We start from the raw sequence: 23,950 nt of genomic DNA, 5'->3' as shown, positions 1-23,950 counted from the left end.
GCATGGCCATCGCCGGATTGCAGCCCGGGTATCGCTTCACTGACCTGCTCGTCCAGCTCGGCAGCGTGGTCTTCGGCCAGGTCGACGAGGCTGGTGTGCACTGGCACTGCGAGGAAGCCGACGGCTGGGACTCCCCGGACTCACGGTCCACGCTCACCCAGCGCGAGGGCGACCACGGCGTTTACGCGGGGCCGGTGTACCTGACCGAGAGGGTCATCACCCTCACAGGGAAGGCCACCGCCCCGTCCGCGGCGGCACTGGACGGGGCAATCGACCGGCTCAAGGTCGCGGCGTCGCTGACGGACACGCTGCTGACGGTGTTCGAGACCGTCCCGAAGCAGACCACGGTGAAACGGTCTGGGCGGCCCCTGATCAAGCGGTTGACGGACCGGACGATCGAGTACTCGGTGCAGGTCACCGCCGCTGATCCACGGCTGTACGCGACGGCGGAGACTGTCGTCCCGCTGCGCCTCCCGACCGTGGCCGGCGGCCAGACCTGGCCGGTCACCTTCCCGAGCGCCTTCCCTGCAGTGGTGGTCTCCGGTGACACCACCGTCACCAACGAGGGCAGCATCGACGCGCGGCCGCGGATCGTGATCGCCGGGCCGGTGGTTCAGCCCGCCGTCACTGTCACCCGCCCTGACGGGGTGTCCGGGGCCTTGCTGTACTCCGGGACGATCAGTGACGGCGACTACTTGGATCTGGACTGCGACCTGCACACCGCCTACTACAACGGCACCGCGTCGCGGCGGTCCCTCGTCTCGGGCACGTGGCCGGTCCTCCAGTCCGGTAGCTCGGGCCTGGCCTTCCGGGCGGCCACGTACTCCTCCACAGCCACCCTGACCCTCGTCTACCGTTCCGCATGGATGTGACCTCATGGCTATCACCGCATACCCGATCAACGCCGTCTCCGGTGCTCCCGCGTACTCCAGCCAGCAGTTCCGGCAGGCCCTCACCGCGCTGCTCAACCCGGGCGGGATCGGTCTCCGCGCCCAGCCTGGTGTACGTCCCGGGTCCGGTCTTGGTGTCACGATGTCCGGGTCCACGCTCACCATCAGCACCGGCGCCGGTGTAGTCCAGGGCGGCTCCAGCGGCACGCAGGGCCCCTATCTGCTGGTCTCAGACACCCCCGTCACCAAAACCGTCGACGCGGCCGCCGCGACGAATGCCCGTGTGGATCTGCTCTACGCCCGGATCCGCGACACCGACGCGGACGCCTCCGGAGCCCGAGACGGCGACATCGTCTACCTCGCTGGCACCCCCGGGGCGTCACCTGTCGCGCCTACCCCGCCAGACCCCTCCTACATCACCCTCGCCACGATCAACGTGCCCGCGGTCGGGGGCGGCGCCCCAGTCGTTTCGTACTCGATGCGCGCCTACACCGCGGCGGCCGGCGGACTGACCATCGGGCAAGTTGCGCCGCCCGCCCCGTACACCGGGCAGCTGTGGGACTCCGGCGACGGGCCCCGCCGTTGGGACGGCACCCAGTGGCGCTACCTGCGCTACGACCCGCAGGTCTCCAACCAGTCCTCCGCGCCCACGAGCTACGGCACGACCGGCGCCTGGGTGGACTTCACCAGCGCCCAGTGGACACCCGTCACGTTCGTGGTGCCGCCGTCCCGACTGGTTTGGGTGTCGATCGGCGCCGCCATCCAGAACACGACCACCACGACGTCCACGGCCTGGGTGGGCTGGCGAGCTTCCGGTGGATACACGCGCGCTGCGAACGAGACGAACGCGATCTCCACCTGGGGCTCGCGCAACTACTCCGACCGCCGCATCCTGCTCACCGGGCTCACCGCAGGCGCATCCGTCGTCATCACCCCTCAGTGGAATGTGTCGTCGGCCGGGACAGTCGGCTCCGTCACACGCACCACGGACGGACAGCTCACGGTGGAGCCGGTCGCATGACCATGCCGCCCCCGCCAGCCGTGCACCAGCCGGTCGAGCTCACCTGGTACGGCTGCGACCTCAAGAGCGGCCGGATCACCGAGGAACTGCGCGCACTGTCGACCTCGCAGCCGCTGACCCGAAAGCTGGGCACGAGCACCACGGCGTCGATGCAGCTGGCGCTGGACGGTGCGCCCAGGGACTGGGAGGCGGCTACAGAACCCGGCCGCACCATGCTGGTCGCAGTGGATCGGGTGACGGAACAGCCGGTCGGGGTGTGGCTCACCCTGACCCGAGCGGGCGGTACGGCGCCGATGCTCGACCTGGGTGGCGCCAGCCCCGAGGCGTACTTCGACCGACGGTACACAGCCGCGTACTCCGGCTTCGGCATCGACCAGGCCGCGATCCTCACCAACACCGGTGCGCCGTTGCTGGTGTCGTCGCCGCCCTTCGTGTTCGACGCCCCCGCGACCGGAACCACAGCCACGTACAGCGTGGCTGACGGCGACGACCGAACCATTCTGTCCGTCTGGCAGGAACTGACGGCTGGTGGCGGACCGGAGTGGACTGTCGACGTTGCGTGGACGCCGGATAGGGGCGGTTTCAGCCTGCCGATCCGGGTACGGCCGCAGATCGGCGCGGTCACCACCACACCCGACCCTGTCTTCGACATGCCAGGCTGCATCAGCTCCTACACGCTCACCGAGTCCTACGAAGAGGGCAAAGGCGCCACCCGAGTCCGTGCCTACGGCGACGGCGAGGGCGCCTCGCGCCTGACCTCGGACCTGATGACCGCAGACGACCTGATCGCGGCCGGGTACTGCCTCTGGGAGCACCGCTACACCCCGGCCGACGGGCTGACCGACCCTGGGCAGCTGACCGCGCACGCCCGCGAGGACCTGGCCGCGATGCGCACCGGAGCGACCGTGTGGACCGTGGACGCCGTGGCGTCCCGAGCGCCCCGCCTCGGACGCGACTTCGGGCTCGGGGACAGCGTCCGCGTGCAGGTCACCCGGTCGCCCCGGCATCCGCAGGGCGCCTCCATCGTGGCCCGCTGCTGGTCCTGGCAGCTCGACCCGGGCGCGGACACCGTCTCGCCGATCCTTGTGGAGGACGACTGATGCCCCGCCATCTCGACCAGCTCCCACCCGACATCACCAGCCTGTCCCGGAAGATCGCCGCGCTGCAGCGTGAGCTCCGTGAGCTCCGCGCGGCCAAACGAGCCGCGTACACCACGGTCACGAACGGCAAGACGACCTACGCCAGCGAGGACGGCTGGGAGATCGTCATGGACCCCGGCAACGATTTGCCGATCATCTACTTCCGGGACCCGCTCGGCGCTGAAATGGCAGCCCTGAACGCGACGCCCGGCCGCCCCGGCTTCAACCTGTCCAGCGGTCCGTTCGGGGACGATGACGCAACCGACTGGCGGTGGGTTACCGTCGCCGGACGGACTCCCAACGGCGCGAACAGCAACTGGGTCACCGCACGCTTCCAGACGTCGGACGTGAGCCGCCAGATCGGCGGCTGGCTCTACCTGGACCCGAATTTCGCCCAGCTCGGGCTCGTGAACACCGACACGGGTGTCAACCAGCTCCTCCAGATCGCGAATTCGATCGCCTCCGTCTCCGGGGCCCGGCTGATCGTGTCACCCCCGGCCAGCAACGCGCCGGGCGCGCTCGTGGCCGCTGCCACCGGGCACACCGGAAGCCTCCTGGCGCTCTTCTGCGGGGGCGTAGCGATGGCCACCGTCTCCGCCGCCGGCGATGCCGCCTTCGCCGGTCAACTCACCGCGCAAACCCTCAATGTCGGCTCCGGCAGCAGCGGTATCGGTGGCGACCTGTCCATCGGCGGTGCGGTGAAGAAGGCCGGAGAGACCTGGCAAAACCCCGTCTTCGCCGCGAACTGGGCCAGCGGCGGAACGCTCGGAGGTAACGCCACCTTCCGCGGCTTGCAGTACCGCAAGACGGCCGACGACGAGGTGCGCGTCCTCGGCGCGGCGGTGTCCTCCGGGACCGGAGCCACTATCACCACTCTGCCGTCCGGCTACCGGCCGCCCGCCAACAAACGCGCCCTGCTCCGGGCCTACTTCTCCACCGGTAGCGGCACCCCAACATCCGGGTGGGCGCAGGTGACGGAGGCAGGCGCCATCGCTGTCGGCGCGACCGTCGCCGGATTCACCGTCGCCTCCGGAACCCAGGTCTGGCTCGACGGATCCTTCCCCCTCGGAAATCTCACATAGGGAGCCCCAGCATGCCCTTCGCCCCCGTTCCGATCCCCGACCTCCCCGACGAGCCGACCGAGCCGACGCAGCCGCTCCCGCCGGTCGGCTCCACCGTCACCTACACCCTGTGCGCCCAGGACCTGGACCTCATCGCCGCCCAGGCCTCGTCCAGCGAGGCCGAGCCTCCCGTTTACGCCGGGGGCAACCAGTTCCCCGGGGTCGTGACTGCCCGGGGCGCAGGAACGCAGCTCAACCTGCGAGTACTGCTCACCGAGGACGGCATGACCACGATCTGGGCACTCCTCCGTCCCGAGGGCACTACTCCGGGCACCTGGTCCCGCCCCACCCTCTGACCCGCCCTTTCGCTCCGAGCCCCGAGCTGATCCGGCCGGGGCTCTCTCTATGCCCTCTTGGAGGTGCCCATGTCCCAGCAGCCGTCCGTCGGCCGCACCGTCCACTACGTCAGCCACGGCAGCCCTGTGCTGCCGGACGGCACCCAGGCATTCGCCTCGCAGTGCCGGGCGGCCGTGATCACCGAGGTCCCCGCCCAGCCCGACCCGGAGGGCCGTGTCGGCCTCCAGGTCAGCAACCCCGACGGCCTGTTCTTCCATCCGCTGTCCAAGGGCGGGGTACCCCAGGACGAGCCCAGACCGTTCGAGCAGCCCGCAGAGAGGCGCCCCCACCAGGGCGGCTCGTGGCACTGGCCGGAGCGTGTCTGATGGCGAACCCGATGACGGCCGACCAGTTCCTGTCCGCTCTCCTGGCTGAGGGCCTGGACGTGGTCGAGGTCGGCAACTGGCGGAACCACAACCGCAACCAGAAGGGTTCCTGGGGCCCGGTCAACGGGGTGATGATCCACCACACCGTGACCAGAGGAACGGCGGCCACGGTCCGGATCGTGCGCGACGGCTACGCCGATCTGCCCGGCCCCCTGTGCCACGGCATGATCGCGAAGGACGGTCGGGTCCACCTGATCGGCTACGGCCGTACGAACCACGCGGGCCTGGGCGACAGCAACGTCCTCCAGGCGGTCATCGCCGAGAAGACGCTGCCCGCCGACGACCAGGCGAACACGGACGGGAACCGGCACTTCTACGGCTTCGAGTGCGAGAACCTCGGCGACGGCGTGGACCCGTGGCCCGACGCCCAGCTCGAAGCCATCGAGAAGGTCTCCGCCGCGATCTGCCGCCATCACGGCTGGACGTCCCGGTCGGTGATCGGCCACAAGGAGTGGCAGCCCGGCAAGGTCGACCCGCGCGGTTTCACGATGGACTCCATGCGTGATCGCATCGGCCAGCGCTTGGCCGGCGCAAAGCCGACGCCGACCCCGAGCAAGCCGAAGCCCCCAGCCCGGCCGGTGTTCCCCGGCCGCGACAAGTTCGGCCCCGGCAAGGCCAACGCCAGCATCGGGCAGCTCGGCAAGCAGCTCGTGAAGAAGGGGTTCGGCAAGCACTACCGCGTCGGCCCCTCAAAGCAGTGGAGCGACGCTGACCGGCTGAACGTGGCCGACTTCCAGCGCGCCCACAAGCAGCTGCGCGGCGACGCCGACGGCTACCCCGGACCCATCACCTGGCAACTGCTTTTCAGCTGAAAGGACGGCGACATGTTCACGAAGGCTTTCTGGACGGCGACCAGCGAGCGTGCGGTACGGACCGGCGCGCAGGCCCTGGTGGCTGCGCTCGGCCTCGACACGGTTGGGCTGATCAATGCGGACTGGAGTGATGGACTGTCGCTCGCGGGCGGCGCCGCGCTCCTGGCGGTCCTCACCGCGGTGGCAACCTCGGGCGGGCCGGAGGGGCCGGGCCTGACCGAAACGGTCAGGGGCCCCGAGTGAGCGAGGGCACTACCGGAGTCGTGGCGGTGGATGTTGCGGTCATCTGGTCGGTCGCGGCCGCCGCGGTGGCTGCGGCGCTCGGTCTGCTGTGGCGCATGACTCGCGGTGTCCGCCGCATCGTTGTACGCGTCGATGAGTTCGTCGACGACTGGAACGGCGTGCCGGGGCGGCCGGGCGTTCCGGGGCGGCCTGGTGTGATGGCGCGCCTGGACGGGATCGAGGCACGGCTCGGATCGGTGGAACACGAACTGCACCCGAACTCGGGCAGCTCATTGCGGGATGCAGTGGATCGTGTCGATGCCCGCACCCAGCAACTCGCCGCCGACGCAGACCCGTAGGCGGATGATCTGCCACACTGGCATCGGCCCCGTCGCATCCCCCGTCGACGGGGCCGCCTTGCTCGCACCGCGCCCCCTGTTCCGGCTTCGGCCGGGCAGGGGGCGGTTTCGTGCGTCTGGCACACGAAAGCCCCATCACTGCGGGCGATGGGGCTTTCGGAGGTACCGCCGAGCCGACGGCGGGTACCGTTCTGATGTCGAGTCAGAACGGAGTTCAGTATGCACGCTCTGCCCCATGACCACACCGGCGCACGCATCAAGCGTCTCCGGTTGGAACGCCACCTCACCCAGAGGGCGCTCTCCGACCTGTCGCAAGTCCCGTACTCCACCCTCACGAAGACCGAGCAAGGCATCCTCCCTGCCAGCCCGCACCTGATCGCAGCCGTGGCCCGTGCCATGCGGGTCGACGTCGCCACGGTCACCGGCCAGCCGTACGTCACCGAGCTGCGCGCGGATGAGCTGGACATACTGATCCAGCCGATCCGTGAGTCGCTCGATCTCTTCGACCTCGGGCCGGACCCGGAGATCGCGCCGCGCCCGGGTCAGCTCCTCCACGATGACGCGGAGGGCCTGCATGCGGCTGTACGAGCGGGCGAGATCAAGCGGACTGCCGCCGAGCTGCCCGGCTTGATCACCGAGGGGACGACCGTCGCGCACACGACGGGCACGACCGAGGGGTGGCTGCTCCTCGCGTCGCTGTACCGCACCGCGTACGACGTCACCAGCAAGCTCGGATACCCCGACCTCGCGACGATCGCCCTGGACCGCATGGAGTGGGCGGCCCAGCGGGCTTCCAGCGCGGTCGTCGGTGGCATGTACCGGTACATGCGCGCTCTCACCTACCTGCGGGCTGGCCAGTACCGGACCGGGGACCGGATCATCCGCATGGGCCTGTCCATTCTCGGCCAGGAGGAGCCGGGCCGAGTCCGGGACGTTGTCACCGGGCAGCTGCATCTCGGGTCGGCGGTGCTCGCCGGGCGGGCCCAGGACCGGGACCGCGCCGAGGGCCACCTGGCGGAGGCTGGCCGGATCGCGGAGCGTACGGGCGAGGCCGCACAGGTGCATTGGCTGGCGTTTGGCCCGACCAACGTGAACGTCCATCGGGTCAGCGTGCTCGCCGAACTCGACGAGTACGGGGCCGCCGCGCAGGCTGGGGCAGCAACGGTCATCCCGCGGGAGTGGCCGGCGTCTCGGCGATCCCACCACTACGCCGAGGTGGCGCGCGCGCAGATGTGGACCGGGTCGTTGGACGACGCGTTTCAGAACCTGCTGCGGGCACGGAAGGCGGCGCCACAGCAGGCGAGATATCACCAGACGGTGCGGGAGACGTACGCCGGGCTGGAGGCAGCGAAGCGCCAGCTGCCCGACTCGTTCCTGTCGTACGGCTCCTGGCTGGGAGTCTGACCGACGGTAACCCTTTGGCCCCGGCTATCACCAGCTCGTGATAGTCGGGGCCTTGCCGTGGGCTCACCATGTCTTCACCAGCCACCGACATGGAGCCGACCATGCCCACACCTGCCGCTGCTGCGTTACCTCTGCCCGATCCGGTGACCTTGTCCGACGCGCAGCAGCGCGGCGCGAACTGCGTCTGGTGCAGCGCGCCTCTGGCCATGGACGCGGCCCACGACCTCGGGCCTCGCCGGGTCGATGCCCACGGAACGTCGACGCACTGGTTCCCTCGCTGCTGCCCCACCTGTTGGAAGGGCCGGGGGTCGGCATGCCTATGACGATCAAGGTGTACGAGGTCGACCGGTACGGCCGGACGCGCGTCGTACGCGCAGAGGCCGAGGTCATCCCGGCCAAGACCGTGGACCAGTCGTCGGCGTACCCGGCATGCGAGTGCGACCAGTGCAGGAAGGAGCACGCATGACCGCCCAGACGAAACAACCGCCCGCGCCGGACGCCGCGTACCGCACATGGCTCGGCCACACCACCGCCTGCGCCACCTGCCGCGCCGGGGTCCAATGCGTGACCGCGGTCCGGCTGGGCCGGGCCTGGCGGGAGGGACGCCGATGACAACCTGCCCGAAGGGCGAGCACGACTTCCCCATCGAGGACGACACCGGGGCGTACTGCGAAGCGCACGGGGTCACCTTGATCTGGCAGCAGAACGCCGACCAAGGAGAGGTGCCACCCGTGACAGCCATCGAGCAGACCGAGGACGGCCAGAAGTGACCTGCCCCAACTTCGGCGCCTACGACAAGCGCGAGTAGCCCCGTCCTCACAACCGCCCCGGTCGGCCGTCCCCCCGTCGGCCGGCCGGGGCTACTCCCGTACGAGGTCAGCGAGCGGTACATCCAGGGCAGCGCCAAGTCGGAGCAACATGGTCAGGCTGGGATCGCTCACGCCGTACTCGATGCGGTGGACGGTTTTGTGGTCCATGCCCGCACGCTCGCCGAGCTGTATCTGGGTGAGGCCGCGGTCTTCGCGTAGGCCGCGGAGGCGGGCGCCGATCTGCTGCCGGCGGGGTAGCACCCAGTCCGGGAGCGGTTCGGTCGTCACCCCTCCACGCTCAAGTGATCATGGTCGCTTGTCTTTACCTGACTGGGTAAATTTGGCGATCATGAGGACACGTGTGGTCGGGTTGTGATGTGCGTCCGACACCGACCGCACGGGCTCGGCCAAATATGGCCGAGCAGCGCCGCCCCACCCCTCGCGCGGGGTGGGGCGGTTTACTGTGTGCAGCACGGCGCCCCCTGCCGGTGGTTTCGGCAGGGGGCGTCTTCCGGCCCGGAGCCTCCCGAGCATCCGGGCCGGGCCTGTATGGGGGTTGTGCGTCAGACGGGCAGGGGGTGATCCTCCGTCTCCCCGCCAGGCACTCTACGCACGGCAATCCTCGATCTACAGGGTGTAGACCGCATGTGCACAGAGTCGTGACACCGTGTGCGATTTACGGAAGCTCTCGCTCCGGCGAACGCCCCCACCAGGCAATCACCTGATACAGCGTTCGCGCGCGCAGCGCGCTGCGTAGCGTCGCCAGTTCCTTCGTCACTGTCCGCTCGGCTAGGCCGAGGTGACGCCCAGCTTGCTGCTGGCTGTACCCGGCCTCCAGCTCTCGGAGCACTGCGCGCTGCCGGGCTGTGGTGACGGCATTGCCCGTCGCCTTCTCCAGGGCCTGCCATGGGGTGGCCTGATCCCAGGTCAGGTCGAAGACGTACCGGGCCCACATCACGACGCTGCGGTCGGAGACGTGCCATCCGGAGTGGCTCTCGGCCCCCTCGACGACAAGGTTGTCGATGAAGAGGTGGATGCGGTCGAGCAGGACCATGCGGGGGAAGGGCGAGCCGAGTACGCGAATTTCAGCACCGGCCGCGACAAGGTCGTCCACGTGGGTGCGGGTCTGATCGTGTTCGTGGGCGCGCGTGTTGTAGATGGAGCGGACGCGTACGCCACGGCGGCAGGCGGCGGCAGTGCGATCGGCGCCGACGCGGAGGATCTCGGGGTCGCGGTCGGCCGGCTCTCCGGGCTGCGCGCTGTAGATCTCTGTGGTGGCCATGTCGGTGAGTGGTCCGATGCGGGCGTTCATCAAGGCCGGGGTGCCGAGGTATTCCGATCCGGGTCCGCCGTACCAGCGGTGCGGGTCGTAGTCCGCGGCGAGGGCCTCGACTGCGGGGACCTGGGCGATGCGGTCGACGGCGCCAGCGAGGTCGGTGAGCGCGCGGGCCATGAGGTCCTGGGCGACGGCGCGGGGGTCGCGGGCGATGTATTGGCCGGGGCGATAGGGGTCGGGGTCGACGAGGTGCAGGTCGACGAGACCGTGCAGGGCATCGGATTGCGGAATTCCGCCCCCAGCAGCGACCGACCGGTACGCTTCCACGGCGTTCTCCGCGAGTAGAGGCGCACCTTTTCGCCCAACTTCCTTCACAGTTGCCCCAGTTGATCGAGTACCGAAAACAGCATGTGCGGATTTCAGCACGGCGGGCCGCTTGGTGTCACCGTATGGACATGGCAGCCTACGTACAGGCAGCGTTTTTGCGAACGTTCATTCGATTAGAGGGGAGGGGATGCCCGTGTCCAGGAAGCGGATCGGAGTCCTGCTCGCGTCGGTCTTGCTGAGCGGTGCGGCCGTGACGTCCCTGGCGGCCTCCGCGGCCGCCGCAGACGTCCCTGCAGCCCCGGCTGGTGACGTCGGGTGGGGAAACCCGCCAGCGGACCCCACAGGCCCCTCCAGCCCCGCCCTGACGCCCTTGTCGAAGGCTGCCGACGTGGGCTGGGGCTGATGCCTACCCAGTGCCCCGGTTGAGGATCGGGAGGCCCGAGGCCGGAAACACGTACGCCCCCTGCCGAAGCATGCGGCAGGGGGCGTCGTGCTGGACAGAGTAGAACGCGCGCGACCCGGGCGATACGGGTCCGCCCCACCAGGAAGTTACGGGGCAGTAGCGGGGTAGCAAGATCATCAAATGTAGAAGCCCGGTAGATCCTGGGGATCTACCGGGCTTCTCACCTGGCATTTTGCCGCTGTGGGGCTAACAGGATTTGAACCTGTGGCCTCATCCTTATCAGGGATGCGCTCTAACCAACTGAGCTATAGCCCCGCCGCGCTGCGCGCTGACTTCTGAAGATTAGCGCACGTCGGGGCCAGTCCCAAAATCGATACTCCGAGCCCTACTCGTCCTCGGCCAGGGTGAGCTCGACGCCACCCACGAAACCCGCCGACAGGTTGTAGATGAAGGAGCCCAGCGTCGCCAGCGCGGTCGCCAGCACCACGTCGATCACCGCGATGACCGAGGTGAAGATGAGGACCTTCGGAAGCGACAGGAACGACTGAAGATCGAAGCCGTTGTTCTCGTTCGAGCCGGTGGCCTCGCTGATCGTGCCGCCCACGGTGGTGAAGACGCCCATCGCGTCCATCACCATCCACAGCACCGCGGCCGCCACCACCGTGCAGATGCCGAGCGCGATGGAGAGGAGGAAGCTCACCTTCATCACCGACCACGGATCGGCCTTGGCCACCCGCAGACGCGCCTTACGGGTACGCGGAGTCGTCCGCGCCCCTGTCCGGGGCCGCCGGGCCGCCTGCGCGGCGCCGGCGCCCTGCGCACCGCCCTGCGTGCCGTGCGGCCGGCCGCCCTGGGTCCCGCCCGCGGGCGAGGGGTACGCCTGCGGCGGGTGGTACGGCCCGCTCGCCTGCCCCGGTGCGGGCTCGCGCTCACCGGGCAACGGCCCGGTCGCGTAACCCTCGTACTGGGGCTGAGGCCCCCGGGTGTCCGTCACAGTGCCCCCTTGGGAGTCCGTGGCAGGGCCACGGGCACCGTTCGCTCCAGCTCCGGAAGCGGCCGAACCGGCGCCCGTGGCTCCACTCACGCTCTACTCCTCGTGCTCCCCTGCCGAAGGCGACGTGCCTTCGACATTGCCCTCGACTCTGCTCTCGGCAGCCTCCGCCGTCGCGGCCTCGGCGTCCTCGGACCCCTCGACCTCTTCGGCCTCACGGCCGGCTTCGGCGTTGCGGGCGATACCGACGACGGCATCGCGCTTGCCCAGATTGATCAGTTGGACGCCCATGGTGTCACGGCCCGTCTCCCTGACTTCATTGACTCGCGTACGAATCACACCACCGCCGAGCGTGATGGCGAGGATCTCGTCCGACTCCTCGACCACCAGCGCGCCGACCAGCGAGCCCCGGTCCTCCACGATCTTGGCGGCCTTGATGCCCAGGCCGCCACGACCCTGAACGCGGTACTCGTCGACGGGAGTCCGCTTCGCGTACCCACCGTCGGTGGCAGTGAACACGAACGTACCCGGCCGGACAACATTCATCGAGAGCAGTTCGTCGCCTTCGCGGAAACTCATGCCCTTCACACCCGAAGTGGCACGGCCCATCGGACGCAGCGCATCGTCCGTCGCGGTGAACCTGATCGACTGGGCCTTCTTGCTGATGAGCAGCAGATCGTCCTCGGCCGACACCAACTCCGCACCGATCAGCTCGTCGGCCGTGCCTTCGGCGCCGTTGTCCATCTCCCGGAGGTTGATGGCGATGACGCCACCGGACCGCGGTGAGTCGTAGTCCTTCAGCGCGGTCTTCTTCACGAGACCGCCCTTCGTGGCCAGGATCAGATACGGCGCGGCCTCGTAGTCACGGATCGCCAGGATCTGCGCGATCCGCTCGTCCGGCTGGAAAGCCAGCAGGTTGGCGACGTGCTGACCACGAGCGTCCCGGCCGGCGTCCGGGAGCTCGTACGCCTTCGCCCGGTACACCCGGCCCTTGTTCGTGAAGAACAGCAGCCAGTGGTGCGTCGTCGACACGAAGAAGTGGTCGACGATGTCGTCTTCCTTGAGCTTCGTGCCCCGCACGCCCTTGCCGCCGCGCTTCTGCGAGCGGTAGTCGTCCGTCTTCGTACGCTTCACATAGCCGCCGCGCGAGATCGTGACGACGATGTCCTCCTCGGCGATCAGGTCCTCGATGGACATGTCACCGTCGAAGGGGACCAGCTTGGAACGCCGGTCGTCGCCGAACTTCTCGACGATCGCGCCCAGTTCCTCACTGACGATCTGCCGCTGGCGCTCCGGCGACACCAGGATCGCGTTGTACTCGTTGATCTTCGCCTGGAGCTCGTCGTGCTCGGCCGTGATCTTCTGGTGCTCCAGCGCGGCCAGCCGGCGCAGCTGCATCTCCAGGATCGCGTTCGCCTGGATCTCGTCGATCTCCAGCAGGCCCATCAGGCCCTCACGCGCCACCTCGACCGTCTGGCTGCGCCGGATGAGGGCGATGACCTCGTCGATGGCGTCCAGGGCCTTGAGCAGGCCACGCAGGATGTGCGCGCGCTCCTCGGCCTTGCGCAGCCGGAACCGCGTACGCCGGACGATGACCTCGATCTGGTGCGTCACCCAGTGACGGATGAACGCGTCGATGGAGAGGGTGCGCGGCACACCGTCGACCAACGCCAGCATGTTGGCGCCGAAGTTGGTCTGCAGATCGGTGTGCTTGTAGAGGTTGTTCAGCACGACCTTGGCGACCGCGTCGCGCTTCAGGACGACGACCAGGCGCTGACCGGTGCGGGACGAGGTCTCGTCGCGGACGTCGGCGATCCCGCCGACCTTGCCGTCCTTCACCAGGTCGGCGATCTTCTGCGCGAGGTTGTCCGGGTTGGTCTGGTACGGAAGTTCCGTCACCACCAGGCACTGCCGGTTCTGGATCTCCTCGACCGCCACGACCGCGCGCATCGTGATCGAGCCGCGGCCGGTGCGGTACGCCTCCTCGATGCCCTTGCGGCCCACGACGAGCGCGCCCGTCGGGAAGTCCGGGCCCTTGATCCGCTCGATCAGCGCGTCCAGGAGCTCCTCCTGCGAGGCCTCCGGGTGCTCCAGGTACCACTGGGCGCCGGCCGCGACCTCACGCAGATTGTGCGGCGGGATGTTGGTCGCCATGCCGACCGCGATCCCCGCGGAACCGTTGACCAGCAGGTTCGGGAAGCGCGCCGGCAGAACCGTCGGCTCCTGGTTGCGGCCGTCGTAGTTGTCCTGGAAGTCGACGGTCTCCTCGTCGATGTCCCGGACCATCTCCATGGACAGCGGCATCATCTTGCACTCGGTGTACCGCATGGCGGCGGCCGGGTCGTTGCCCGGGGAACCGAAGTTGCCGTTGGAGTCCACCAGCGGCATGCGCATCGACCAGTGCTGCGCCAGGCGGACCAGGGCGTCGTAGATCGAGGAGTCGCCGTGCGGGTGGTACGTACCCATGACGTCACCGACGACGCGGGCGCACTTGTAGAAGCCCTTCTCGGGCCGGTAGCCGCCGTCGTACATCGCGTACAGCACCCGGCGGTGGACGGGCTTGAGGCCGTCCCGCACGTCGGGCAGGGCACGCGAGACGATGACGGACATCGCGTAGTCGAGGTAGGAGCGCTGCATCTCCGTCTCGAGCCCGACGGGCTCGACACGCATGCCCACGCCCTCGACGGGCGGGACCTCTTCGGGCGTCACGGGGGCAGGGGTGTTCTCGTCGGCCATTGCTGGTCAAAGTCCTTTCGCGCTGCGGCTTGCTTGTACGGCCGACTCAGATGTCGAGGAAGCGGACGTCCTTGGCGTTGCGCTGGATGAACGAGCGCCGTGCCTCGACGTCCTCGCCCATCAGCACCGAGAACAGGTCGTCGGCCTGCGCCGCGTCGTCGAGCGTGACCTGGCCGAGCACCCGGTGGTCGACGTCCATCGTGGTGACACGCAGCTCCTCGGCGTTCATCTCGCCGAGACCCTTGAAGCGCTGGATCGAGTCTTCCTTGATCCGCTTGCCGTTCTGCTTGCCCAGCTCCACGAGAGCGTCGCGCTCCCGGTCCGAGTACGCGTACTCGAAGTCGTCCCGGCCCCACTTGATCTTGTAGAGCGGCGGGCGGGAGAGGTAGACGTGCCCGGCCTCGACCAGCGGCCGCAGGAAGCGGAAGAGGAACGTCAGCAGCAGGGTATTGATGTGCTGGCCGTCGACATCGGCGTCCGCCATCAGAATGATCTTGTGATAGCGGAGCTTCTCGATGTCGAAGTCCTCGTGGACCCCGGTACCGAAGGCCGAGATCAGCGCCTGGACCTCGGTGTTCTGCAGGATCTTGTCGACCCGGGCCTTCTCGACGTTCAGGATCTTGCCGCGGATCGGCAGGATGGCCTGGTACATCGGGTTACGGCCGGACTTCGCCGAACCACCGGCCGAGTCACCCTCGACGATGAAGATCTCGCACTTCGTCGGGTCGTTGGACTGGCAGTCGCTCAGCTTGCCCGGCAGCGAGGCGCTCTCCAGGAGCCCCTTGCGACGGGTCAGGTCACGCGCCTTGCGGGCCGCCACGCGGGCGGTCGAGGCGGCGATGCCCTTGCGGATGATGTCGGCGGCTTCGTTCGGGTTCCGGTCGAACCAGTCCGTCAGCTGCTCGTGGACGACCTTCTGCACGAAGGTCTTGGCCTCCGTGTTGCCCAGCTTGGTCTTCGTCTGGCCCTCGAACTGCGGCTCGCCCAGCTTCACCGAGATGATCGCCGTCAGACCCTCGCGGACGTCCTCACCGGTGAGGTTGTCGTCCTTCTCGCGCAGCAGCTTCTTGTCGCGCGCGTACCGGTTGACCAGCGAGGTCAGCGCCGCACGGAAGCCCTCCTCGTGCGTACCGCCCTCGTGCGTGTGGATCGCGTTGGCGAAGGAGTAGACGCCCTCGCTGTACTGCGTGTTCCACTGCATGGCGATCTCGACCGAGAGCAGGCGCTCCTTGTCCTCGGCCTCGATGTCGATCACCGACTGGTGAATGACATCGCCCTTGCGGGAGTTGAGGTACCTGACGAAGTCGACGATGCCGTTCTCGTAGTGGTACGTGACCGAGCGGGTCATCTCCTCCTCTGGGACGTCGACCGCCTCCGCGCTGTCCGCGCCCGCCGTCGCCTTCGCCGACTCCCGCTCGTCGGTCAGCTTGAGGGTGAGGCCCTTGTTGAGGAAGGCCATCTCCTGGAAGCGCCGCGAGAGCGTCTCGAAGGAGTACTCGGTCGTCTCGAAGATGTCGCCGTCGGCCCAGAAGCTGACGGTCGTGCCCGACTCGTCGGTGGCCTCGTTACGGGCCAGCGGGGCCGTCGGGACGCCGAACTTGTAGTCCTGGGTCCAGCGGTAGCCGTCCGTCTTGACCTCGACGGAGACCCGTGTGGACAGGGCATTGACGACGGACACACCGACGCCGTGCAGACCACCGGAGACGGCGTAACCGCCGCCGCCGAACTTTCCGCCCGCGTGCAGGACGGTGAGCACGACCTCGACGGCCGGCTTGCCTTCGGACGGCACGATGCCGACCGGGATACCGCGGCCGTTGTCGACCACGCGCACCCCCCCGTCGGCGAGGATCGTGACGTCGATGGTGTCCGCGTGCCCGGCCATGGCCTCGTCGACCGAGTTGTCGACAACCTCTTGCACGAGGTGGTGGAGACCGCGCTCACCGGTCGAGCCGATGTACATGCCAGGTCGCTTGCGGACCGCGTCCAGGCCCTCGAGCACGGTGATCGCGCTGGCGTCGTACGAGGCTTTCACCTCGCCCGAGGCGGGAGCAGCGCTGCTCTCACCGGGGTTGGACAAAATGTTCTCGTTGGGGTTGCCGGAATCGGCCACGAAGCGCCCTTTCTGGCACAGCACAGGCCGTTCTCCGGGCAGGCGGGAGCGGCTGCGTCGTTCGGCTTGTATCGACGAATCCCGCAAGACGCGGGATTGTCCACCAGTCTACCGGTAGCGCCGACCCGAATGGGGGTTTGCCGGTACCTGAGTACGCATGTGCCGCCCTGAACCAGCGCCTGACGACTCCCCATATTCAGGAAGGGCCCCCAAGACGCTCAAGCGGGCATTGAGCGCTTCGGCCTGTCAACCTCCCGCTACCGTGAGGGACGCCCCACTCTCCCCGTCCGGTTGCAACCACCGCATACCGGTACAACTCGGATGCGACGGACAGCCCCACCGAGCAGCCCGGACAGGGCCGGCGCTCCACCCGGAACACCGTCCCTCCGCGCTCAGGAACGAGAAGAAGCCCAGCTCACACGCTCAGCCGTATGTATCGCCGGGCCCCGTGCTCCCCGGCGCCCGCAAGGGACCGAACCTGCGCTGCGGGCCCCCCGGCCCCAACACCTTGATCAACCTGACCGTGCCCTGCCCCAGATCCGCGTTCAGCCGGGCCACCAGCTGAGGCGCCAGCAACCGCAGCTGCGTCGCCCACGCCGTCGAATCGCACTGCACCGTCAGCACCCGCTCGTCCGGATCCTCGTCGTACCGCAACGGCACACAGTGATTGGCCAGATCCGCGCCGACGATCTGGGGCCAGCGCCCCATCACCCCACCCACCGCCGCAGGCGTCTCCCAGCCACGCTCAGTGATCAGGCGATTGATCGCCGCACCCAGCGGCAGCGGATCACGCCCGTCCGCCCGCGCCCCGGAACGCAGCCCACCACCCCGCCTGGCCTGCTTCTTCTGCTGCGCGGCAGCACCACGCGCCCGCGCCTGCTCCTTCGCCGCCCGCAACGCCACCCGCGCCAGATCGACACCCGACGGCTCCGGCTGCCTGCCGTCTCCCGGCCGAGCCTCCGCCGGCTCCCCGGACGCCTCGCCACGGCCGCTCACAGCCGCTCCACCTCACCCGCGGACACCGCGTACCGCGCCCCCGCCAGAACCCCCGGAACGTCGTCGTCCACCGCCGCCGTCACCAGCACCTGCTCACCCGGAGCCACCAACTCCGCCAACCGCTCACGACGACGCGCGTCCAGCTCGGCGAAGACATCGTCCAGCACCAGCACCGGTTCGTTGCCCTCGCCGCGCAACAGCTCGTACGAGGCCAGCCGCAGCGCCAACGCGTACGACCAGGACTCACCATGGCTCGCATACCCCTTGGCGGGCATGCCGCGCAGCCCCAGCAACAGATCGTCGCGGTGCGGGCCGACCAACGTCACACCCCGCTCGATCTCCTGCTTACGGACCTCCGCCAGGGCCGCGATCAGCTGCTCGAACAGCTCCTCACGGGTACGCGCCGCGTCCACCCCCGCGCCGGCCGAACTCCGGTACTCCAACGCCACCGGACCACCACCGGGCGCCACATCCGCGTACGCCTTGTCGGCCAGCGGCTGCAGAGTCGCGATCAGATCCAGGCGCTGCGCCAGCAGCTCCGCGCCGACCCGGCCCAGGTGCTGGTCCCACACATCGAGCGTGGACAGATCCATCGACCGGCCACCGTGCCTGCGCGCCATCGCCGCCGACTTCAGCAAGGTGTTGCGCTGCTTCAGCACCCGCTCGTAGTCCGAACGCACACCCGCCATCCGCGGCGAACGCGCCGTGATCAGCTCGTCGAGAAAGCGCCGACGCTCCCCGGGGTCCCCCTTGACCAGCGCCAGATCCTCCGGGGCGAACAGCACCGTTCGCACGATCCCCAGCACATCACGCGGCCTGACCTGCGACGATCTATTGATCCGGGCCCGATTGGCCTTGCCCGGGTTGAGCTCCAGCTCGACCAGCTGCGAACGCTCGCCCTGGGTGACAGCGGCCCGGACGACAGCCCGGTCCGCACCCATCCGAACCAGCGGCGCATCGGAGGAGACCCGATGGCTGCCGAGCGTCGCAAGATAGCCGACGGCCTCGACCAGATTCGTCTTGCCCTGGCCGTTGGCCCCCACGAAAGCGGTGACGCCCGGATCGAGAGGTACCTCGACCCGGGCGTACGAGCGGAAGTCGGCCAGCGAGAGATGCGTCACATGCATGGGTGTACGCCGACCTTCCCGGCTTCCTGCTCCGTGCTCCGTAGTACGGGTCGGGCGCTCCGGCCCGCTTCCCGTTGCGGCTACTTCTTGCTCTCGACCGCGTGGCCACCGAACTGGTTGCGCAGCGCGGCGATCATCTTCATCTGCGGGGAGTCGTCCTGACGCGAGGCGAAACGCGCGAAGAGCGACGCCGTGATCGCGGGCAGCGGCACCGCGTTGTCGATCGCGGCCTCCACCGTCCAGCGGCCCTCACCGGAGTCGGCGGCGAAACCACGGAGCTTGTCGAGGTGCTCGTCGTCGTCCAGCGCGTTGACCGCCAGGTCGAGCAGCCAGGAACGGATGACCGTGCCCTCCTGCCAGGAGCGGAAGACCTCGCGCACATCGGTGACGGAGTCGACCTTCTCCAGGAGCTCCCAGCCCTCGGCGTAGGCCTGCATCATGGCGTACTCGATGCCGTTGTGGACCATCTTCGCGAAGTGGCCGGCGCCGACCTTGCCCGCGTGGACGGAGCCGAAGTCACCCTCGGGCTTCAGCGCGTCGAAGATCGGCTGGACCTTCGCCACGTTCTCGGCGTCGCCGCCGTACATCAGCGCGTAGCCGTTCTCCAGGCCCCAGACACCGCCGGAGACTCCGCAGTCCACGAAGCCGATGCCCTTGATGCCGAGCTCGACCGCGTGCTTCTCGTCGTCCGTCCAGCGGGAATTCCCGCCGTCCACGACGATGTCACCGGGCGAGAGGAGCCCGGCCAGCTCGTCGACGGTGGCCTGGGTCGGGGCACCGGCCGGAACCATCACCCAGACGACCCGGGGGCCCTTCAGCTTGCCCACAAGCTCTTCGAGGCTCTGGACATCCGAGACGTCCGGGTTGCGGTCGTAACCGATGACGGTGTGGCCTGCGCGGCGGATGCGCTCGCGCATGTTGCCGCCCATCTTGCCGAGGCCGACGAGACCGAGCTCCATCAGAGATTCCTTAAGCGTTGTGCCGATTCGTACCCAGGGCCGAGCCTACGCCCGGCCGGGGACAGACCGACGGGCATGCTCGGCGCTGAGCGTGCCCGTCGGAACCTGTCGTTGCGGTACCGGTGGCCGGATCAGCCGGAGAGACGCACCGGCATGATCAGGTACTTGTACGCGTCATCCGCCTCAGCATCCACGGCCGGGCGGCCGCTGAGCAGCGCGGGCTTGGTGGACGTCGTGAACGAGAGCTGGGCGACCGGGGAGTCGATCGCGCTCAGCCCGTCCAGCAGGAAGGTCGGGTTGAAGGCGATCGAGATGTCGTCGCCCTCCAGCACCGCGTCGACCCGCTCCACAGCCTGTGCGTCGTCGCTGGACCCTGCCTCCAGGATCAGCACGCCCTGCTCGAAGCTGAGCCGCACCGGGGTGTTCCGCTCGGCGACGAGGGCCACACGCTTGACGGCCTCCACGAACGGAGCGGTCTCGATGACCGCGACCGAGTTGAACTCGGTGGGGAACAGCGTGCGGTACTTCGGCAGATCGCCTTCCAGCAGTCGCGTGGTCGTACGTCGGCCCGCGCCCTCGAAACCGATCAGACCCTCACCGGCACCCGAGCCGGAAAGCGCCAGAGTCACCGTGTCACCGCTGGTCAGCGCCTTGGCGGTGTCCAGCAGCGTCTTGGCGGGCACCAGGGCGACGGCCGAGGCATCCGGGTTCTCCGGCTTCCAGAGGAACTCGCGGACCGCGAAGCGGTAGCGGTCGGTGGAGGCCAGGGTGACGGTCTCGCCCTCGATCTCGATCCGCACACCGGTCAGGACCGGCAGCGTGTCGTCACGGCCCGCGGCGATGGCGACCTGGGCGGCGGCCGAGGCGAAGACCTCACCGGGGACCGTACCGGTCGCGGTCGGCATCTCGGGCAGCGCCGGGTACTCCTCCACAGGAAGGGTGTGGAGTGTGAATCGCGAGGAGCCGCAGACCACGGTCGCCCGTACACCGTCTGTGGAAATCTCCACCGGGCGGTTGGGAAGGGCGCGGCAGATGTCGGCGAGCAGCCGGCCGGAGACCAGCACCGTGCCGTCCTCGTCGACCTCGGCGTCCACCGAGACCCGGGCCGAGACCTCGTAGTCGAAGCTGGAGAAGCTGAGGGCGCCGTCCTCAGCCTTCAGCAGAAGGCCCGCGAGAACGGGCGCCGGCGGACGGGCCGGGAGGCTACGGGCCACCCAGGCCACAGCCTCCGCGAGTACATCGCGCTCCACCCGGATCTTCACCGGAACCGCCTCCTGCTGTTGCTCGCTCGCCCTGCTGGCCTTCGTCGTCTGATCGGGTCGCCCCGCCGATGACAGCGGGAGGACGCCGGGGACCAGTCTGACGTACGGCACCGACACTCGGTGCTGCTCGGGGTCAAGTCGCGACAAGAGCTTCGGAGCGCTCCGGCGCCGAGTTGTGCACAGGCCCCACTTCGAAGCGGATTCTGGGCTAACTCTAGGTGGCAGTAGTAGTAGGGCCTGTGGAAACCGTGGATAACGTCGTTTTCCCAGGTCAGGCCCAGTTTTTTGTCCACCGACCCTGTGGGTGGCACCGGTGGACAACCCGGTGCTCCTGTGGACACGCGAAAGTTCTGCACACCCGGTGCACAGGGCAGGGGGGTTTCTCCCCAGGGCTGTCCCCAGCTTTACCCAGGTTCCCCACAGCCCAACCGACCCTCCTGGTGTGACGCCTTTCACTCTGCGCAGTGAAAGGCGGTGTTGCGTTGCCGAACAGTGGACAGCCGTGTGGAGAAGCTCAACCAAGCTGGGGACAACGCGGGCCAAGCTGTGGGTCGCCGGTGGACAACGTCATCGGCTCCTTGTGGACGAAGATTTTGTCCACAGCCTGTGGATCATTGTTGACCACAAATCCCCAAGCCCTTGACCTGGCCTGATGGAGTATCGACAGTCGCCCCTGTGGAAGCAATATGGACAACTTCCGAATCCCCAGGCTGTGGAGGGGGGATTCTCCCCAGATCTGTGGAGAACGGACGGTCGAGGGCAGATATTCGAACACTGCGATCGCGACGGAGGCCCTGAAAAAGGCTTCGGAGGGGGTTCAGGGGCGGGGCTCGTGGGCCCCGAAGGGTGTTTCCGAGCCCCGGGGGAGGGCTCAGGAGCGGCTCAGCAGCCGGCGTGAGGTGCCGGGGAGGCCTTCACGAGGGTTCCGTGGTGGCGTCCGGTGGTCCCCGGGGCGGCTTTCAGGCGGCTTCGGGAAAGTCTGGGGACGCCCCGGAGCTGCCCAGGAGCCGCCTCGGGGAGTCCCGGTAAAGCTCCGGACAGGAGCCGGAGAACGCGGAAGGGCGCCCGGAAGCCCTGTGAGGGTTCTCCGGGCGCCCCTGTGGCGCGTACAGAGCGCGTACTGCCGGCCGTCAGCCGTTCTTGATGCGGTTGGTGAGCTCGGTGACCTGGTTGTAGATGGAGCGTCGCTCCGCCATCAACGCGCGGATCTTCCGGTCCGCGTGCATCACCGTCGTGTGGTCGCGACCGCCGAACTGCGCCCCGATCTTGGGCAGGGAGAGATCGGTCAGCTCCCGGCAGAGGTACATGGCGATCTGGCGGGCCGTCACCAGCACGCGGCTGCGCGAGGTTCCGCAGAGGTCGTCCACCGTCAGACCGAAGTAGTCCGCGGTCGCCGCCATGATGGCCGTCGCCGTGATCTCCGGGGCCGAGTCCTCGCCCCCCGGAATCAGATCCTTCAGTACATGCTCGGTCAGCCCGAGGTCCACCGGCTGACGGTTGAGGCTGGCGAAGGCCGTGACCCGGATCAGCGCGCCCTCCAGCTCCCTGATGTTGCGGGAGATCCGGGAGGCGATGAACTCCAGGACCTCCGGCGGGGCGTTGAGCTGCTCCTGTACCGCCTTCTTGCGGAGGATCGCGATCCGCGTCTCCAGCTCCGGCGGCTGCACATCGGTCGTCAGACCCCACTCGAAACGGTTCCGCAACCGGTCCTCCAGGGTCACCAGCTGCTTGGGCGGCCGGTCGGAGGACAGCACGATCTGCTTGTTCGCGTTGTGGAGCGTGTTGAAGGTGTGGAAGAACTCCTCCTGCGTCGACTCCTTGCTCGCCAGGAACTGGATGTCGTCGACGAGCAGGATGTCCACGTCGCGGTAGCGCTTGCGGAAGGTGTCGCCCTTGCCGTCGCGGATCGAGTTGATGAACTCGTTGGTGAACTCCTCGGAGCTCACGTACCGCACCCGGGTGCCTGGGTAGAGGCTGCGGGCGTAGTGCCCGATGGCGTGCAGCAGATGGGTCTTGCCGAGTCCGGACTCCCCGTAGATGAAGAGCGGGTTGTACGCCTTCGCGGGTGCTTCGGCGACCGCGACCGCAGCGGCGTGCGCGAACCGGTTGGACGCACCGATGACGAAGGTGTCGAAGAGGTACTTCGGATTCAGCCGTGCCGCCGGCTCACCGGGCCCGGGTGCGGGGGCCGACTGTGTGCCCATCGGCCCGGTGCCACCACCGGGCCGGCCGGTGCCCGCGCCGCCCTGCCGGTGCGGGGGCTCCGGCAGGGCGTGGTGCTCGGGGCGCTGCTGCTCGTAGCCCTGGCGCTCGGGCGGCTGCGGCCGGTAGTCGTGCTGTGGCTGCTGCGGGCGGCCGCCGGTGTACGGCTCGCGCCACTGCTCCGCGGAGGTGTCGCGGTCCTGGAATCCACCGAGCCGCGGCTGCTGCCAGGAGAGGTCCTCCTGGGTGCGCGGCCACGCACCGGGGTCGGGGCGCTGCTGCTGGTAGTCGGGGTAGGCGGGCCGAGCGGTCGGCATGCCGTCGTCCGAGGGCCGGTGTCCGTATCCGTCGTACGCGTCGTTGTGCTGACGCTCGTCGTGCTGCGGTCCCGGATAGCGGTGCTGCTGGGACTGATGCATCGGGGGCGCGGGCGGGCTCGGAGGCTCGCCCGCGGAGTCGTCGACGGTGATCGCGATGCGGATCGGGCGGCCGCACTCCCGGCTCAGTGTCTCGCTGATGAGCGGCGCGAGCCGGCCCTCCAGGACGCGCTTGCCCCATTCATTGGGTACGGCGAGCAGCGCCGTGTCGGCGACCAGTGCGAGCGGCTGGCAGCGCTCGATCCACTGCTTGTCCTTCGGCTCGATGCCCTGCTGGCCCTCTCCGAGGAGTTGCTCCAGCACGCGTGGCCACACTGCGGCAAGATCGGCAGGTACATCAGCCACAAGGCACGCTCTCTCGCTGGTCCCACGAATGTGTGGTTCTCGGGACGGGATGGGTCGGGATGGGTGAGGACCGGCAGGCAGGAAGAAAAAGAACCGGAGTTCAGCCACGGTAGTCAGGCCGACCCGCGTGGTTCAAGTCGTTGTCCACAGGCTGTGCACAGTGGGGGGGTGCTGCGGAGCCGGTTTGACCGGATGGCTTAGCCGCGCGTACCGTGACCAGGTCGAGTTGTCGATGGCTGCTGCCGCCTGCCTCCGATGGGCAAAGATCACGATCTGTGATTGTGAAGCGGTGCACTAGAGCGTTTACGCGAGTTCCTCGTGGGCGCACGGTGACAGCCAG

23 protein-coding genes and 1 tRNA gene are annotated in these 23,950 nt (G+C 68.5%); 13 read left to right on the top strand and 11 right to left on the bottom strand.

The window, feature by feature from the left end; translation table 11 throughout:
• Positions 1–2 precede the first annotated feature (2 nt).
• The 13 genes from ACZ68L_RS13750 to ACZ68L_RS13690 all read left to right on the top strand — a co-directional run bounded on the left by ACZ68L_RS13750 (position 3) and on the right by ACZ68L_RS13690 (position 8,460).
• A complete protein-coding gene (locus ACZ68L_RS13750) occupies positions 3–872 on the top strand; it encodes a phage tail family protein (RefSeq protein WP_469576847.1) in 870 nt (289 codons plus the stop codon).
• A 4-nt stretch (positions 873–876) separates the two neighbouring features.
• Positions 877–1,911: a hypothetical protein gene (locus ACZ68L_RS13745; RefSeq protein ID WP_469576845.1), complete on the top strand. Its 1,035-nt coding sequence runs from the start codon at positions 877–879 to the stop codon at positions 1,909–1,911.
• Positions 1,908–3,011 (top strand): hypothetical protein, encoded by a 1,104-nt coding sequence (locus ACZ68L_RS13740; RefSeq protein WP_469576844.1) that lies wholly within the window; start codon positions 1,908–1,910, stop codon positions 3,009–3,011. Before ACZ68L_RS13745 ends, ACZ68L_RS13740 begins: the two co-directional genes overlap by 4 nt.
• Positions 3,011–4,132 carry a hypothetical protein gene (locus ACZ68L_RS13735; RefSeq protein WP_469576843.1) on the top strand — a complete coding sequence of 374 codons (1,122 nt, stop codon included), beginning with the start codon at positions 3,011–3,013 and terminating at the stop codon, positions 4,130–4,132. The genes ACZ68L_RS13740 and ACZ68L_RS13735 overlap by 1 nt, the downstream gene beginning before the upstream one ends.
• Before the next feature lie 11 nt (positions 4,133–4,143).
• Positions 4,144–4,467, top strand: a complete 324-nt coding sequence (locus tag ACZ68L_RS13730; RefSeq protein ID WP_469576842.1) for a hypothetical protein — start codon at positions 4,144–4,146, stop codon at positions 4,465–4,467.
• Between the two features lie 69 nt (positions 4,468–4,536).
• Positions 4,537–4,833 carry a hypothetical protein gene (locus tag ACZ68L_RS13725; RefSeq protein ID WP_469576840.1) on the top strand — a complete coding sequence of 99 codons (297 nt, stop codon included), beginning with the start codon at positions 4,537–4,539 and terminating at the stop codon, positions 4,831–4,833.
• A complete protein-coding gene (locus tag ACZ68L_RS13720; RefSeq protein ID WP_469576838.1) occupies positions 4,833–5,705 on the top strand; it encodes a peptidoglycan-binding protein in 873 nt (290 codons plus the stop codon). Before ACZ68L_RS13725 ends, ACZ68L_RS13720 begins: the two co-directional genes overlap by 1 nt.
• Before the next feature lie 12 nt (positions 5,706–5,717).
• On the top strand, positions 5,718–5,948 hold the full coding sequence (locus tag ACZ68L_RS13715) for a holin (protein WP_469576837.1): 231 nt from the start codon (positions 5,718–5,720) through the stop codon (positions 5,946–5,948).
• A complete protein-coding gene (locus tag ACZ68L_RS13710; protein WP_469576835.1) occupies positions 5,945–6,286 on the top strand; it encodes a hypothetical protein in 342 nt (113 codons plus the stop codon). Before ACZ68L_RS13715 ends, ACZ68L_RS13710 begins: the two co-directional genes overlap by 4 nt.
• Before the next feature lie 219 nt (positions 6,287–6,505).
• On the top strand, positions 6,506–7,690 hold the full coding sequence (locus tag ACZ68L_RS13705; RefSeq protein ID WP_469576833.1) for a helix-turn-helix domain-containing protein: 1,185 nt from the start codon (positions 6,506–6,508) through the stop codon (positions 7,688–7,690).
• Between the two features lie 313 nt (positions 7,691–8,003).
• Positions 8,004–8,156, top strand: coding sequence for a hypothetical protein (locus ACZ68L_RS13700; protein WP_469576832.1), 153 nt, complete (start codon positions 8,004–8,006; stop codon positions 8,154–8,156).
• Complete coding sequence (locus ACZ68L_RS13695) at positions 8,153–8,302, top strand: hypothetical protein (RefSeq protein ID WP_469576831.1); 150 nt, start codon at positions 8,153–8,155, stop codon at positions 8,300–8,302. Before ACZ68L_RS13700 ends, ACZ68L_RS13695 begins: the two co-directional genes overlap by 4 nt.
• Positions 8,299–8,460 (top strand): hypothetical protein, encoded by a 162-nt coding sequence (locus ACZ68L_RS13690; RefSeq protein WP_469576829.1) that lies wholly within the window; start codon positions 8,299–8,301, stop codon positions 8,458–8,460. The genes ACZ68L_RS13695 and ACZ68L_RS13690 overlap by 4 nt, the downstream gene beginning before the upstream one ends.
• Before the next feature lie 90 nt (positions 8,461–8,550).
• Here ACZ68L_RS13690 and ACZ68L_RS13685 read toward each other — a convergent pair whose 3' ends face one another.
• The 11 genes from ACZ68L_RS13685 to dnaA form a co-directional block, all read right to left on the bottom strand.
• Positions 8,551–8,787: a helix-turn-helix domain-containing protein gene (locus ACZ68L_RS13685; RefSeq protein ID WP_469576828.1), complete on the bottom strand. Its 237-nt coding sequence runs from the start codon at positions 8,785–8,787 to the stop codon at positions 8,551–8,553.
• A 388-nt stretch (positions 8,788–9,175) separates the two neighbouring features.
• Entirely contained in the window at positions 9,176–10,102 is a 927-nt protein-coding gene (locus ACZ68L_RS13680) for a LuxR C-terminal-related transcriptional regulator (protein ID WP_469576826.1), read from the bottom strand.
• A 644-nt stretch (positions 10,103–10,746) separates the two neighbouring features.
• Positions 10,747–10,820 (bottom strand) — tRNA-Ile (locus tag ACZ68L_RS13675).
• 70 nt (positions 10,821–10,890) lie between these two features.
• Complete coding sequence (locus tag ACZ68L_RS13670) at positions 10,891–11,499, bottom strand: DUF3566 domain-containing protein (RefSeq protein WP_469576824.1); 609 nt, start codon at positions 11,497–11,499, stop codon at positions 10,891–10,893.
• A gap of 93 nt (positions 11,500–11,592) precedes the next feature.
• Positions 11,593–14,232, bottom strand: coding sequence for a DNA gyrase subunit A (gene gyrA / locus ACZ68L_RS13665; protein WP_469576822.1), 2,640 nt, complete (start codon positions 14,230–14,232; stop codon positions 11,593–11,595).
• A 46-nt stretch (positions 14,233–14,278) separates the two neighbouring features.
• Positions 14,279–16,366, bottom strand: coding sequence for a DNA topoisomerase (ATP-hydrolyzing) subunit B (gene gyrB, locus ACZ68L_RS13660; protein WP_469576820.1), 2,088 nt, complete (start codon positions 16,364–16,366; stop codon positions 14,279–14,281).
• Positions 16,367–16,765: 399 nt separating this feature from the next.
• The gene (locus tag ACZ68L_RS13655; protein WP_469576819.1) at positions 16,766–17,338 is read right to left on the bottom strand and encodes a DciA family protein; all 573 of its coding nucleotides are present in this window, start codon (positions 17,336–17,338) and stop codon (positions 16,766–16,768) included.
• Positions 17,335–18,465 carry a DNA replication/repair protein RecF gene (recF, locus tag ACZ68L_RS13650; protein ID WP_469576817.1) on the bottom strand — a complete coding sequence of 377 codons (1,131 nt, stop codon included), beginning with the start codon at positions 18,463–18,465 and terminating at the stop codon, positions 17,335–17,337. Before recF ends, ACZ68L_RS13655 begins: the two co-directional genes overlap by 4 nt.
• 80 nt (positions 18,466–18,545) lie before the next feature.
• A complete protein-coding gene (gnd, locus tag ACZ68L_RS13645; RefSeq protein WP_469576815.1) occupies positions 18,546–19,424 on the bottom strand; it encodes a phosphogluconate dehydrogenase (NAD(+)-dependent, decarboxylating) in 879 nt (292 codons plus the stop codon).
• A 131-nt stretch (positions 19,425–19,555) separates the two neighbouring features.
• On the bottom strand, positions 19,556–20,686 hold the full coding sequence (gene dnaN / locus ACZ68L_RS13640) for a DNA polymerase III subunit beta (RefSeq protein WP_361449664.1): 1,131 nt from the start codon (positions 20,684–20,686) through the stop codon (positions 19,556–19,558).
• 1,130 nt (positions 20,687–21,816) lie between these two features.
• Positions 21,817–23,610, bottom strand: a complete 1,794-nt coding sequence (gene dnaA, locus ACZ68L_RS13635; RefSeq protein WP_469576814.1) for a chromosomal replication initiator protein DnaA — start codon at positions 23,608–23,610, stop codon at positions 21,817–21,819.
• Positions 23,611–23,950: the final 340 nt, after the last annotated feature.

This window comes from Streptomyces sp. NPDC104309 (assembly GCF_055584025.1).
Note: the sequence above shows the minus strand (reverse complement) of the source record. Positions and strands in the feature narration are given on the sequence as shown.

Bases quoted from the DNA above. Each gene is read 5' to 3' on its own strand.
- ACZ68L_RS13750 (WP_469576847.1), top strand. From the start codon at position 3: ATGGCCATCGCCGGATTGCAGCCCGGGTATCGCTTCACTGACCTGCTC.
- ACZ68L_RS13745 (WP_469576845.1), top strand. From the start codon at position 877: ATGGCTATCACCGCATACCCGATCAACGCCGTCTCCGGTGCTCCCGCG.
- ACZ68L_RS13740 (WP_469576844.1), top strand. From the start codon at position 1,908: ATGACCATGCCGCCCCCGCCAGCCGTGCACCAGCCGGTCGAGCTCACC.
- ACZ68L_RS13735 (WP_469576843.1), top strand. From the start codon at position 3,011: ATGCCCCGCCATCTCGACCAGCTCCCACCCGACATCACCAGCCTGTCC.
- ACZ68L_RS13730 (WP_469576842.1), top strand. From the start codon at position 4,144: ATGCCCTTCGCCCCCGTTCCGATCCCCGACCTCCCCGACGAGCCGACC.
- ACZ68L_RS13725 (WP_469576840.1), top strand. From the start codon at position 4,537: ATGTCCCAGCAGCCGTCCGTCGGCCGCACCGTCCACTACGTCAGCCAC.
- ACZ68L_RS13720 (WP_469576838.1), top strand. From the start codon at position 4,833: ATGGCGAACCCGATGACGGCCGACCAGTTCCTGTCCGCTCTCCTGGCT.
- ACZ68L_RS13715 (WP_469576837.1), top strand. From the start codon at position 5,718: ATGTTCACGAAGGCTTTCTGGACGGCGACCAGCGAGCGTGCGGTACGG.
- ACZ68L_RS13705 (WP_469576833.1), top strand. From the start codon at position 6,506: ATGCACGCTCTGCCCCATGACCACACCGGCGCACGCATCAAGCGTCTC.
- ACZ68L_RS13700 (WP_469576832.1), top strand. From the start codon at position 8,004: ATGCCTATGACGATCAAGGTGTACGAGGTCGACCGGTACGGCCGGACG.
- ACZ68L_RS13695 (WP_469576831.1), top strand. From the start codon at position 8,153: ATGACCGCCCAGACGAAACAACCGCCCGCGCCGGACGCCGCGTACCGC.
- ACZ68L_RS13690 (WP_469576829.1), top strand. From the start codon at position 8,299: ATGACAACCTGCCCGAAGGGCGAGCACGACTTCCCCATCGAGGACGAC.
- gyrA (WP_469576822.1), bottom strand. From the start codon at position 14,232: ATGGCCGACGAGAACACCCCTGCCCCCGTGACGCCCGAAGAGGTCCCG.
- recF (WP_469576817.1), bottom strand. From the start codon at position 18,465: ATGCATGTGACGCATCTCTCGCTGGCCGACTTCCGCTCGTACGCCCGG.
- gnd (WP_469576815.1), bottom strand. From the start codon at position 19,424: ATGGAGCTCGGTCTCGTCGGCCTCGGCAAGATGGGCGGCAACATGCGC.